The sequence below is a fragment of the Micromonospora sp. NPDC006431 genome, assembly GCF_042870725.1.
Classification (GTDB): domain Bacteria; phylum Actinomycetota; class Actinomycetes; order Mycobacteriales; family Micromonosporaceae; genus Micromonospora.
This window is the reverse complement of record NZ_JBIAHQ010000008.1, coordinates 13,359-25,631: the sequence shown is the minus strand read 5'-3', so window position 1 is coordinate 25,631 and position 12,273 is coordinate 13,359. Positions and strand designations below refer to the sequence as shown.

Here is a 12,273-nt window from a genome sequence, read left to right as displayed (position 1 = left end):
ATGGTCGGCTGAAACCGGTTTCTGTTAACCGCACGTTACGGATCGAGGGAGCGATGAGCAACAGCCGCATGACGGTTCGCGAGATCGCAAAGCTCGCCGGCGTCTCCGTGGCCACCGTCTCCCGGGTCTCCAACGGCACCGGCCAGGTCTCCGAGGAGATGCGCCGCCGGGTGCTGGACGCGATCGAGAAGCACGGATATCGCCCCGACCACCTCGGTCGGGCCCTGGCCGCGGGCCGGCACGGCGCTCTCGGCCTGGTCTTCCCCGGCCTGTCCGGCCCCTACTTCACCGAACTGATCCAAGGCTTCGAGTCCGAGGCGGTGCCGTCCCGGGCCAGCGTGCACATCCTCTGCACGCACCTGCGGTCCGACTCCGACGACCAGGTGCTGGAGATGGGCCGCCGGGTGGACGGTGTCGCCGTCATGGGCGGCACCATCTCCGACGAGACGCTGCTCCGGCTTGCCGAGATGGTCCCCGTGGTGGTGGTCGCCGGCGAGGGCCCCGGCGACATCCCCTCGGTACGCGCCGACAACTCCGGCAGCATGCTGGCGCTCACCCGACACCTGCTCGCCGACCACGACCTGCGCGATCTGGTCTTCGTCGGCAACCCGGCGGGCTCGCCCGACGTCAGTGAACGCTGGGCCGCCTTCCGGCGGGCGCACCACGACCTCGGCATCGAGCCGCCCGCCGAGCCGGTCGCGGTCAGTATGCAGCAGGCCGACGGGGTGCTCGCTGCCGACCAGTTGCTGGGCGGCGACACGCCCCGGCCCGCCGGGGTGGTCTGCGCCAACGACGAGACCGCTCTCGGTGTGCTGGTCGGCGCCCTTGGCCGGGGCCTGCGGGTGCCGCAGGACCTGATCATCACCGGCTTCGACGACATGCCGGCCGCCGCTCTCGTCACCCCCGCCCTGACCACCGTCCGGCAACCCGTCCGCGAGCTCACCGCCGAAGCGGCCCGGCTGATCCTGCGTGCCGCTGGCCAGCCCGGCGACACCCCTGTGGGCGGTCTCGTGCTGCCCACCGAACTCGTCCTGCGCCGCAGTTGCGGCTGCCCGGCGCCCCCGACCGGAGGCACCGGCAGGTGAACAGCTCACCCCCTGGAAAACCACCAACCCCCTGGAGGTACGACATGAGAAGTAGGCGGTTAGCCGCCGCGGCTGGGATCGTCCTGGCCGCGTCGGTCGCGCTGGCCGGTTGTGGCCGTGACTCGGGCGGCGGCCAGGAAGAGGCGAAGTCCGTCGGCGCGGGCAAGGCGAGCGGGGACATCACCGTCTGGGCGATGGGCACCGAAGGCGAGAAGCTCGCCGAGTTCGCGAAGGAGTTCTCCACCGAGAACCCCGACGCCAAGGTCTCCGTGACGGCGGTGCCCTGGGACGCGGCGCACCAGAAGATCGCGAGCGCCATCGCCGCGAAGCAGACGCCGGACGTGTCGATGATCGGTACCACCTGGCAGGGCGAGTTCGCCAAGACCGGCGCGCTCGACCCGACCCCGTCGGATCTGATCAAGAAAGACGACTTCTTCCCCGGCGCCTGGGACACCACGATCGTCGACAGCACCTCCTACGGCGTCCCGTGGTACGTCGAGACCCGGCTGATCTACTACCGCAAGGACCTGGCCGCCAAGGCCGGGTTCCCGGACGGCCCGAAGACGTGGGACGACCTCAAGGCCATGGCCAAGGGCATGAAGGACAAGGCCGGCGCCAAGTGGGGCCTCAACCTCCAGCCCGGCAAGACCGGCAGCTGGCAGTCGGTCCTGCCGTTCGCCTGGTCCAACGGCGCCGACGTGGCCAGCGCAGACAAGCTGAGCTTCGACACCCCGGAGATGACCGAGGCGCTCGCCTACTACCAGTCCTTCTTCAAGGAGGGCCTGTCCCCGACCGCGCTGCCGGACGGCTCGCTCGAGCCGGGCTTCGTCAAGGGTGAGATCGGCGCGTTCATTTCTGGCCCATGGCACATGGGCATCGTCGAGGAGCAGGGCGGTCCCGGCTTCAAGGACAAGTACGCGGTCGCGCAGATGCCGATGAAGAAGTCGTCGACCTCGTTCATTGGCGGCAGCAACCTCGCGGTCTTCAAGGACGCCAAGAACCGTGACGGCGGCTGGAAGTTCGTGCAGTGGCTGAGCAAGCCCGAGGTGCAGGTCAAGTGGTACCAGGCGGTCAAGGACCTGCCCGCCGTGCAGTCGGCCTGGACCGACTCGACGCTCTCTGGCGACACCTTCCTGACCGCGTTCGGCCAGCAGCTCAAGAGTGCCAAGGCGCCGCCGACGATCACGACCTGGGAGCAGATCGCGGCCGCCTTCGACCTCGAGGCCGAGAAGCTGTGCAAGCAGAACGCTGATCCGGCCGCGACGGCGAAGGCGATCCAGCAGCAGGTGAGCGCCATCGGGACCGGGAGCTGACATGACCGGCGCCTCCGCGGCGACGGCACCGGCGCGACCGGTCGGGGCGACCAGCCCCGACCGGCCCGCCGGGTCGGTCCGGCGGCGTCAACGCCTGCGGCGGGCGCTGACCGGCTGGGCCTTCTCCGCGCCCTTCACCGTGTTGTTCCTCGTGTTTATGGCGCTGCCGGTGGTGGCGTCGCTGGTCATGAGCTTTACCGACCTGCGCTCCACCGACCTGCGTAACCCGCTCGCCGTCAACGTCGTCGGCCTCGACAACTACACCCGCCTGTTCTCCGACGACCTGTTCCTGCGGTCGTCGGTCAACACGCTGGCCTTCGTCGTCGTCGGGGTGCCGCTGACGATGGTGCTGGCGCTGGCCGCAGCGACGGCGCTCAACTCCGGGCTCGTACGCTTCCGCGTGCTGTTTCGGGTCGGTTTCTACCTGCCGGTCGTGACCAGCATCGTGGCGCTCGCGGTGATCTGGCGCTTCCTGCTCGACCCGGAGGTCGGGCTGGTCAACAACCTGCTGCGACTGGTCGGGATCGACGGGCCGAGCTGGCTGTACGACACCAGGCTCGCGCTGCCGTCGCTGATCGTCATGGCGGCGTGGCGCAACTTCGGCTTCCTGATGGTGATCTTCCTGGCCGGACTCCAGGCGGTGCCGGCCGACCTCTACGAGGCGGCGACGCTCGACGGCGCGACGCGGTGGCAGCAGTTCCGCAACGTCACCCTGCCGATGCTGCGGCCGGCGCTGCTCTTCGGCGGGGTGGTCACCGGTATCGGCTACCTCCAGTTCTTCGAGGAGCCGCTCGTCATGACGCAGGGCGGCCCGCTCTCCTCAACGCTGTCGGTCTCGTTCCACATCTACAACCAGTTCGGCTTCGGCAACTACGGCTACGCGGCCGCCGCCAGCTACGTGCTCTTCCTGGCGATCGTGGCGCTGTCGGTCGTGCAGTTCCGCCTGCTGGGGGAGAGGAACTGACGATGGTCATGATGAACGCCGCCCCGCGCACCCGTGACCGGGTCGCGAAGGCCGTGCTCTATGTCGTCCTGGTCCTCGGGCTGCTTGCCGTGGCCGGACCGTACGTCTGGATGGCGCTCTCGTCGCTCAAGCCGGAGCGGGAGATCCGCGATGTGCCGGCCACCTGGTGGCCCGAGACGCTCACCCTGGAGAACTTCCGCGGGCTGTTCTCCCGGCTCGACTTCCCGCTCTACTTCTTCAACTCCGCGCTGGTCGCGACCCTGGTCACGGTCGGCAACCTGCTGTTCTGCTCGCTCGTCGGGTACGCGCTGGCCAAACTGCGGTACCCCGGCAAGCGGGCGCTCTTCCTAGCCGTGCTCGGCATGCTCATGGTGCCTGGCATGGTGACCTTCGTCCCGCAGTTCGTGCTGGTCAGCAACATGGGCCTGACCAACACGTACGCCGGCCTGATCCTGCCGTTCCTCGTCGGACCGTTCGGCGTGTTCCTCATGCGGCAGTTCCTCCAGTCGATCCCCGACGAGCTCATCGAGGCGGCCCGGGTCGACGGCGCCGGCGAGTTCCGGATCTTCTGGCGGGTGGTGCTGCCCCTGTGCCGGCCGGCACTGGCCACCCTCGGGATCCTCACGTTCCTCGCTTCCTGGAACAACTTCCTGTGGCCCCTCGTGGTCGCCACCACGGAGGACAAGTACACGTTGCCGGTCGCCCTCGCGCTCTACAGCGTCGGCGAGAACGAACGCAACTACGGTCTGCTCCTCGCGGGAGCCGTCGTCGTCGTGCTTCCGGTGCTCATCGTGTTCCTGCTCCTCCAGCGGCACTTCCTGCGCGGCATCGCGACCACTGGAATCAAATAGTCCATCCCCGGAACCAGACAAGGAGACCCATGCGACGCCTTCTCGCACCACTCCTCGCGCTGGCACTCGTGCTGGCAGGCGGCTCGGCCGCCGTCGCGGCACCCGACGAGCGCGGCGCCGACCGGGCCCTGCTCGGCTATGCCAAGGACACATGGCGGTCGATGGTCGCCATGACCGACCCCGGCACCGGCCTGGTCGCCGACAACATCACCGGTGACCTGGCCGCGGGCGGCCGCTCCACCTACACGTCCCCCACCAACATCGGCGGATACATGTGGTCCGCGGTGGTCGCCCGCGAGCTCGGCATCATCTCCAAGGCGGAAGCCCGCGACCGGATCGCCAAGACCCTCGACACGCTCGCCGGGCTCAAGCACCACACCGCGTCAGGCATGTACTACAACTGGTACGACCCGCGGGACGGCTCCGTCGTCACGGTCTGGCCCGACAACGGCAGCACCGTCTACCCGTTCTTGTCCAGTGTGGACAACGGCTGGCTCGCGGCCGCGCTCAACGTGGTCAAGGGCGCCGTGCCGGAGCTGCGTGGCAAGGCCGACGCGATCCTGCGGAAGATGAACTTCGGCTTCTACTACAACCCGGCGGCGGCCACCCCGTTCGGGGCCAGCGGCCTGATCGCCGGCGGCTTCTGGGACGCGCCGCCCCCGGGATGCTCACGGCAGCGCGACGGCGTCTGGTTCACCTGCAACCACTACGACATCACGGTCACCGAACCGCGCATCGCGACGTACCTCGGCATCGCGATGGGCCAGATCCCGCCAAAGGCCTACTACAACACGATGCGCACCCTGCCGGCCACCTGCGACTGGAGCTGGCACGAGATGCAGCCGGTCGGCTTCAACACCACCTACGAGGGCGTTCCGGTGTACGAGGGCGCGTACCAGTACCGCGGCATCCAGTTCGTACCCAGCTGGGGCGGCGACATGTTCGAGGCGCTGATGCCCGACCTGTTCGTGCCCGAAGCAAGGTGGGCACCCAACAGCTGGGGCCGCAACCACCCCGCGACGGTCGCGGGCCAGATCGAGCACGGGATGAATGACGCCGGGTACGGCTACTGGGGCTTCTCCCCAGCCAGCGACCCGGCCGGCGGTTACATGGCCTGGGGTGTCGACGCGATGGGCATGGACACCGACGGCTACCCGTCCGATATGGAGCGCTCGAAGTACGACGCGGGGTTCGGCGACTGCCGCCCGGCCGGCCCGGACCCCGACTACGGCGACGGCGTGGTGACCCCGCACGCGGCGTTCCTCGCTCTCCCGTACGCCAAGGGAGCGGTCGTCGACAACCTCGCCCGGCTCAAGGCCAACTTCGACTCGTACGGCCCCGGCGGCTTCTACGACGCGATCGCGGTCGGCAGCGGCACCGTGGCCAAGCGCCACCTCTCGCTCGACCAGGCCATGATCATGGGGGCGCTCGGCAACGAGCTCGCCGACGACCTCGTCCGCCGCGCGTTCGTCTCGCCGCAGTTCGAACGCCGGATCCGTCCACTGATCGCACAGGAGACGTTCAACGTTCCGGCCAACCAGGACCTTCCGCAGCTGCGCGGGGCCGCTTCATGACGGCGAGTGACATCGCGGCCCAGGTGTAGCACCTGTCGAACCCGTGGATCGTGCCAAAGGGGGCGTGCGTCGTTCGGTTAGCAAATGCCCTGGTCACGTTTGATCCGGGAAGTAGGCCCTCAGCCACCGGCTGAGGGCCTACCTCACGGAAGTATGATCTTGCGGGGACCTGCACGAGCCGGCACGGCCTAACCCGGCCCGGGGGCGGGCCCGCCTCAGGCCCCGAAGACCTCGACCAGCACCGCCCCGGGCTGCGGCAGGTCCAGCTCGATCACCGCGGCCCCGGCCTCGGCGACCGGCTGCACCTTCTCCACCGGGAGCTGGTCAGCGGCGCGCAGCGCGGCCCACTGCTCGTCGGTCGGCCAGTCGGCGACGCCCAACCGGTCCGCGAGGGTGGTGATGTCACCGTGTTCCCGGTCGAGCCGGGAGACCACGGCGGGCCGGCCGGCAGCGTGGTCGATGACCAGCCGGATCCGCCGGGCCAGCGCCGGATCACCGTCCCGCTTGTCCTGGTCGAGGGTGGCCACCCAGACCAGGATCGCGAGGCTGCCATCGGCGCGCCGGCTGGCCCAGGTCTGCACCAGGCCGTCGGCGCCGTCGCCGGCGGCCCGCACGGGAAGTTCGGTCTCGCCGAGCTGGGCGAGCATGTGCAGGGCGTGGTAGCGCGGCTTGGCGATGCCGCCGACGGTGAGCAGGCCGAACCCGCCGTGCAGCAGCCTCGGCGGCCGGCCGAGTTCCTCGAAGTGGTCGCTGGCTACCCAGTAGGACAGCGCGTCGACCCGGCCGGCGGCCGACCGCATGCCGGTGAGCAGGAAGGTGGCGGCCGAGGTGCCGTCGTTGACCGGGTGGAAGTGGGTGGGGGTGACTCCCCACTCGGTCCACAGGATCCGCGCGTCGGGGAAGCCGAGGCGGGCCAGGGTGGGCCGCAGGTCCAGCGGCGGGCTGCCGTACGTGTGGGTGGAGACGAAGTCCACCGGCGCCCCGGACCGGGCGGCGTGCTCCAGCAACGCGTCCACCCAACCGGCGGCGGCCGACGAGGGGCCGCCCACCGGGATTCGCGGGTCGACGTCCTTGACCGCGCGGGCGGTCACGTCGTACAGCCGCATCCATTCTTCGCGGCTGCCGGACCAGAAGACCTCCAGGTTGGCCTCGTTCCACACCTCGAAGTCCCAACCGAGCACCTGCTCGCCGTACCGGTCCAGCAGGTGGGCCACCAGCGCCCGGACCAGCCCGGACCACCGGTCCCAGTCGCGCGGCGGGGAGATGATGCCGCGGTAGGTGAAGACGGTGCGGTCCGGGTCGCTGGCCAGGTCGTGGGGCATGAACCCGATCTCCACCACCGGCGTCATGCCGATGCTCAGCAGCAGGTCGTAGACCTGGTCCACCCGGCTGAAGTCGTACACCGGCTCGCCGTCGACCTCGCGGTAGACGCCGAGGTCGTCGTGCAGGATCGAGTGCGCCCGCACGGTGGTCACGCCGATCTCGTCGCGTACCCGGCGGAGCGCGGCCAGCAGTTCGGCGCCGATCTCCCGGCCGCCGGAGCGGTCCCGGCAGAGCAGTTGGGACAGCCGCTCGCTGCCGATCATCGGCTGCCAGGGCCGGTGCAGGGTGGTGCCCGCGGCGTCCGCGTCGAGGTGCAGCGTGACGGTGGGCGGTTCACCGGCGGCCGGCAGGGCGGCCGCCGGGACCGGGCCGCTCAGCGCGCCGGTCACGGTCACCTCGGGTACGGCGGCCACCGCATACGCGTACCGTTCGCCCGGGGTGCCGGTGGTGTCGACGTACCAGGTGTCGGGCACGGAGAGCACGTCTCCGCCGAGGTGGTCCACCGGGGTGAACGGCCCGGACACCCGGTCGCCGTCCAGCGGTGCACGGTGCACCAGGTAGCCGACCGCGCCGTCGACGGGCTGCCAGGAGAGGCGGACGTGTCCGTGGCCCGGGGTGGCGGTGAGCCCGGCAGGCGGGGGCAGGTCGGGTAGCGCGGCCGTGCCGCCTTCGTCGCTGCGGCGCGCTATGCGGGCTTCCCAATCGGTCCGGGCGTCGGACGGCCGGGTTCCGCTGGCGTTCGTCACCGGGTGCCTCCTGGCGGTCGTGGTTGATCCGGTTTCGAGGACTGTAACCGGTTACCGTCGCCCGCGCGATCCCGCCGACGTACGGATGTGGTCCCCTCGCGGGCTGCGGCGGCGGCCCCTGCTCACCCACGAGGGCTTCCTCCGGGCCAGCGCCGGATACGCCATGTTCGCTACGGACCCGTGCCGCCGGTCGCGCGGCGACGATCGCGGCGATCGCCTCGCAGGCGAGGTCTTTCTCGCCCCGGCCACCGACCGTGCCGCCAACAGCCCCTGCACATGGCCGTCATCTCCCGACTACGCGTCGACGACCGCACCAAGGCATACGTCGCCCGCCGCACCGCCGAAGGCATGTCCAAGCTCGAGATCATGCGCTGCCTCATTGGGCTACGTCGCCCGGGAGACAACCGACGGTGGCGCTGACCCCGCAGGGGACAGCGCCACCGTCGGGTCAGACCGGCTCGCCCTTCAGCAACCGCGCGACGTGGTCGATCAGCGCCGCCCGGAAGCCGTCGTGCTCGGCAAGGTCCGCGCCGAAGATCTCCGGTACTCCCAGCAGCGAGTCGACGAGACGATGCGGATCACCGTCGGCCGGCGCCGCCGCGGCACGCAGCCGGTCAGCTAGGGGATCGTCCAGCGGCAGCTCTCGCCCCCGCACGTCGCGGCCCCGCGCGACGTACACCATCCAGGCCGCGACCGCGAGCGTCGCGTGCCGTGGCACCTCCCCGGCGGACAGGCGGTCCCGAACCGTGCCCAGCAGCCGCACCGGCAGTTTCTGCGACCCGTCCATCGCGACCTGCACCGTGCGGTGCCGCAGCGCCGGGTTGGCGAAGCGGGTCAGCACCTGACGCCGGTAGTCGTCGAGATCAAGCCCGTCCGGCACCCGCAGGGTGGGCGCCACATCCTGCACCATCAGCGCTTCGGCAGCCGCCGCGAGCCGGTCGTCGGACAGCGCGCCCGCGATCGTGTCGTATCCCGACAGGGCGCCCAGGTAGGCGAGCAGCGAGTGGCTCGCGTTGAGCATGCGCAGCTTCACCGCCTCCCACCCGGCGACGTCCCTGGTCAGGACCGCGCCGACGCGTTCCCAGGCGGGTCGGTCGGCGGCGAAGTCGTCCTCGATGACCCACTGGCTGAACGGTTCGGCGACCACCACGCCCCGGTCCTCGAGGCCGAGCATCCGGCGGGCGTCCGCGCGGTCCTCCTCGGTCGTGGCCGGCACGATCCGGTCGACCATGCAGGACGGGAAACGTACCGACGTCGCGATCCAGTCGGCGAGCCCCGCTGCCTGCGACGGCGGCAGCGCGTCCACGAAGTCGTCCACCAGTGCGCGCAGCACCTGCCCGTTTCCGGTCAGGTTGTCGCAGGACAGGATGGTGATCGGTGCGCCGCTTCGCGACCGGCGATGCTGCAGCCCGCGCACCAGCTGGCCGACGGCGGTTGCGGGCGGCTGGCCGGCGAGGTCGGCCGCGACCTGCGGATCGGCCCGGTCCAGGCCGCCGGCGCCGTCGCGCCGGTATCCCTTCTCGGTCACGGTCAGCGTGACCACGCGTACGGCCGGGTCGGCGATCCGGTCGACCACCGCCGCCGGGTCGGCGCCGCCGAAGACGACCTCCCGGACGCTGCCGATGACACGCAGCGATGCCACGTCGGCGGCCCGTTCGAGCACCGTGTAGAGGCCGTCCTGCGGCGTCAGTTGCTCCCGCACGGACGCCGACCGCTGGGTGACGCCGGTGATGCCCCAGTCGTCGCGGCCCGTCGCCGCGGCGGCCAGCTCGGTGAAGACGGCCTGGTGGGCCCGATGGAACGCGCCGATCCCCAGGTGCACGATCCCGACGCGCAGCGCGCGCGGATTCACCTCCGGGCCGCGCCAGCCCTGGCCTGGCCCGGTGAGCCGCTCCAGCGTGTCGAGGCGCAGCCGCTGCCCGGTTCCCGTCCGGTCGGTCACAGCACCGCTCCCAGCTGCCACGGCACGATCTCCTCGCCGCCCAGGCCCAGCTCCTCGCTGGCGGTGCGCCGGCCCGACGCCACGTCGAGCAGCAGGTCGTACACCCGGCGGCCCATCTCCGGCAGCGGTACGCCCTGCTCGACCACCGCAGAGCAGTCCAGGTCGATGTCGTCGGCCATCCGGGTGGCCAGCTCCGCGTTGGTGGCCAGCTTGACCGTCGGCACGGGGCGGCTGCCGAAGACCGAACCGCGGCCGGTGGTGAAGCAGATCAGATTCGCCCCGCCGGCGACCATGCCGGTCACCGAGACCGGGTCGTAGCCGGGGGTGTCCATGAACACCAGGCCCGGCCGGGGAATCTGCTCGCCGTACTCCCGGACGGCCGCCAGCGGGCTGTGGCCCGCCTTGGCGACCGCGCCCAGCGACTTCTCGAGGATGGTGGTGATGCCGCCGGCCTTGTTGCCCGGTGAGGGATTCGCGTCCAGCGTCGTGCCCTGCTGCCGGGTGTACTCCTCCCACCAGCGGATGCGCGTCATCAGCGCGTCGGCCACCGCCGGGTCCGTGGCCCGGGCGGCCAGCAGATGCTCCGCGCCGTACACCTCCGGCGTCTCACCCAGGACGCTGGTCGCGCCGGCGGCGACCAGCAGGTCCGAGGCGACGCCCAGGGCCGGATTCGCGGTCAGGCCGGACCAGCCGTCGGACCCTCCGCACTGCAGGCCGAGGACGAGCTCCGCCACGTCGACCTCGGTGCGGGCCCCGCCGGCCAGGTCGTCGATCATGCCCCGGACCAGTTCCACGCCGCGCCGCACGGCCGAGGACGTGCCGCCCAGCTCCTGGATGGTGTACGACGACACCGGTACGTGCTCGGCCACGCCGAGGTCCGCCATCAGGCCGGTCACCGTGTTGACCTCGCAGCCGAGCCCGACGACGACCAGCCCACCGATGTTCGGGTTGCGTGCGTAGCCGGCCAGGGTGCGGCGCAGCAGTTCCCAGCCGTCACCCTGCGCGGCCATGCCGCAGCCGGTGCCGTGGGTCAGGGCAACCACCCCGTCGACTCCGTCGACCTCCTCGGCCACGTCCTCGGTGAGCCGGGCGACCTTGCGCGCCACGGTCGCCGAACAGTTGACGGTGGTCAGGACCCCGACGTAGTTGCGGGTGGCCACCCGGCCGTCCGGCCGGCGGTAGCCGTGGAACGTCCGCCGCAGGTCGGCGGGCAGCGGCGCGGCCGGCGCCGGTTGTCCCTGCGCCGTCCGGGCGGCGGTGTCCTGCGGCATGCCGAGGTTGTGCCCGTGCATATGCTCCCCGGCACGGACCTCGGCGAGGGTACGCCCGATCACCTGGCCGTACTTGCGCACCAGCGCCCCGACGGGCAGGTCCCGCAAGGCGACCTTGTGCCCGGCGGGCAGGTCACCGCGCAGCGTCACCTCGCCCCCGCCGCGGACCGCGACGGACGTCCCGTCCGGCATCGCGGTGATCGCCACCGCGACGTCGTCGCCCTCGTGCAACACCACCAGGCTCATCCCGACACCTCCACTTCGGTTTGCGCGACCAGCCGGCGGGTCTCGTCGAGCGCCGGCAGGTATCCGGTGCCGCCGTGGCCGCGCAGCGACAGCGCCGCCGCGGCCGCGCCCAGCCGGATCGCGTCGGGCAGGTCGTCGCCGAGGGCGAGCCGGGCGGCGACGGTGCCGGCCAGCACGTCCCCGGCGCCGGTCTGGTCGACGATCCGTTCGGCGGGATACGCGGGCAGCTCGGTCTGCTGCCGGCCGTCGTCCAGCAGCACGCCGTCGGCGCCCCGGGTGAGGGCGACCGCTGCCGCCCCGAGCGCGCGGAACGCGGCGCACGCCTCGGCGGGATCCGTCACCGCGGCGCCGAGCAGCGCTGCGGCCTCGCGGGGCCACGCCGGGGTGACCAGCCGGGCGTGCGGGGCCAGCGCCCGCAGGTGGCCGGCGGCGGTGTCCGCGTCGACGAGTCGTGGCCGCCAGTTCGGGTCGTAGACGAAGCAGTTCGCGGCGCGTGCGGCCACCTGTACCGCCTCGAACGTCGTGGTCGAGATCGCGCAGGCGACGCCGCTGGAGAGCACCACGCCCGCGCGTTCGGCGACGTCGGGCGGCACGTCGGCGGGGGACAGGCAGGAGCCGGCGCTGCCGCGCCGGACGTAGACGAACTCCCGCTGCCCGGACGGGTCGGCGTGCTGCAGGTAGAGGCCGTGCTGCCCCGGGGTGCGGATCAGGCACGACGGGTCGATGCCGAGCGCGGCCACCCGGGCCACCAGTTCGTCGCCGAGTTCGTCGTCGGGCACCCGGGCCAGCAGGCAGGTGTGCGCGCCTGCCGCGGCGGCCGCGGCGGCGGCGTTCAGCGCGTCTCCGGAGAATCCCAACCGCAGCGCCGCGCCGTCGCGCAGCGGTTCGAGCGCGGTCAGTTCGACGAGGATCTCGCCGAGGACGAGTACGTCCGGGGCAATGCTCACCACGGGTGCAC

Annotated in this window: 9 protein-coding genes and 1 pseudogene; 6 read left to right on the top strand and 4 right to left on the bottom strand. The window is 71.5% G+C overall.

The features are described 5' to 3' along the window. The first annotated feature begins 53 nt into the window (after positions 1 to 53). From ACFYM6_RS16070 to ACFYM6_RS16050, 5 genes are read left to right on the top strand one after another with little or no spacing between them, the layout of a single operon-like run. On the top strand, positions 54 to 1,085 hold the full coding sequence (locus tag ACFYM6_RS16070) for a LacI family DNA-binding transcriptional regulator (RefSeq protein ID WP_387276076.1): 1,032 nt from the start codon (positions 54 to 56) through the stop codon (positions 1,083 to 1,085). 44 nt (positions 1,086 to 1,129) lie between these two features. Then, positions 1,130 to 2,398: a sugar ABC transporter substrate-binding protein gene (locus ACFYM6_RS16065; protein WP_387276075.1), complete on the top strand. Its 1,269-nt coding sequence runs from the start codon at positions 1,130 to 1,132 to the stop codon at positions 2,396 to 2,398. Position 2,399: 1 nt separating this feature from the next. Beyond that, positions 2,400 to 3,362, top strand: a complete 963-nt coding sequence (locus ACFYM6_RS16060) for a carbohydrate ABC transporter permease (protein WP_387276073.1) — start codon at positions 2,400 to 2,402, stop codon at positions 3,360 to 3,362. 2 nt (positions 3,363 to 3,364) lie between these two features. Further along, positions 3,365 to 4,213: a carbohydrate ABC transporter permease gene (locus ACFYM6_RS16055; protein WP_387276071.1), complete on the top strand. Its 849-nt coding sequence runs from the start codon at positions 3,365 to 3,367 to the stop codon at positions 4,211 to 4,213. A gap of 29 nt (positions 4,214 to 4,242) precedes the next feature. Beyond that, on the top strand, positions 4,243 to 5,787 hold the full coding sequence (locus ACFYM6_RS16050; protein WP_387276069.1) for a glucoamylase family protein: 1,545 nt from the start codon (positions 4,243 to 4,245) through the stop codon (positions 5,785 to 5,787). A 215-nt stretch (positions 5,788 to 6,002) separates the two neighbouring features. Here ACFYM6_RS16050 and ACFYM6_RS16045 read toward each other — a convergent pair whose 3' ends face one another. Further along, a complete protein-coding gene (locus ACFYM6_RS16045) occupies positions 6,003 to 7,856 on the bottom strand; it encodes a xylan 1,4-beta-xylosidase (protein WP_387276067.1) in 1,854 nt (617 codons plus the stop codon). Positions 7,857 to 8,075: 219 nt separating this feature from the next. On the opposite strand from ACFYM6_RS16045, the pseudogene ACFYM6_RS16040 reads away from it, so the two are divergent. Then, positions 8,076 to 8,234, top strand: a pseudogene (locus ACFYM6_RS16040) (IS110 family transposase); the annotation flags it as partial. Between the two features lie 70 nt (positions 8,235 to 8,304). On the opposite strand, the gene ACFYM6_RS16035 reads toward ACFYM6_RS16040, so the two are convergent. The 3 genes from ACFYM6_RS16035 to ACFYM6_RS16025 are packed head-to-tail and all read right to left on the bottom strand — an operon-like array spanning position 8,305 to position 12,265. After that, positions 8,305 to 9,798 carry a mannitol dehydrogenase family protein gene (locus ACFYM6_RS16035; protein ID WP_387276066.1) on the bottom strand — a complete coding sequence of 498 codons (1,494 nt, stop codon included), beginning with the start codon at positions 9,796 to 9,798 and terminating at the stop codon, positions 8,305 to 8,307. Continuing rightward, on the bottom strand, positions 9,795 to 11,315 hold the full coding sequence (locus tag ACFYM6_RS16030; protein ID WP_387276064.1) for a UxaA family hydrolase: 1,521 nt from the start codon (positions 11,313 to 11,315) through the stop codon (positions 9,795 to 9,797). Before ACFYM6_RS16030 ends, ACFYM6_RS16035 begins: the two co-directional genes overlap by 4 nt. Then, positions 11,312 to 12,265 carry a sugar kinase gene (locus ACFYM6_RS16025; RefSeq protein WP_387276062.1) on the bottom strand — a complete coding sequence of 318 codons (954 nt, stop codon included), beginning with the start codon at positions 12,263 to 12,265 and terminating at the stop codon, positions 11,312 to 11,314. Before ACFYM6_RS16025 ends, ACFYM6_RS16030 begins: the two co-directional genes overlap by 4 nt. Positions 12,266 to 12,273 lie beyond the last annotated feature (8 nt).

Coding starts and splice junctions, on each gene's coding strand:
- ACFYM6_RS16065 (WP_387276075.1), top strand. CDS start 1,130: ATGAGAAGTAGGCGGTTAGCCGCCGCGGCTGGGATCGTCCTGGCCGCG.
- ACFYM6_RS16055 (WP_387276071.1), top strand. CDS start 3,365: ATGGTCATGATGAACGCCGCCCCGCGCACCCGTGACCGGGTCGCGAAG.
- ACFYM6_RS16050 (WP_387276069.1), top strand. CDS start 4,243: ATGCGACGCCTTCTCGCACCACTCCTCGCGCTGGCACTCGTGCTGGCA.
- ACFYM6_RS16060 (WP_387276073.1), top strand. CDS start 2,400: ATGACCGGCGCCTCCGCGGCGACGGCACCGGCGCGACCGGTCGGGGCG.
- ACFYM6_RS16070 (WP_387276076.1), top strand. CDS start 54: ATGAGCAACAGCCGCATGACGGTTCGCGAGATCGCAAAGCTCGCCGGC.
- ACFYM6_RS16030 (WP_387276064.1), bottom strand. CDS start 11,315: ATGAGCCTGGTGGTGTTGCACGAGGGCGACGACGTCGCGGTGGCGATC.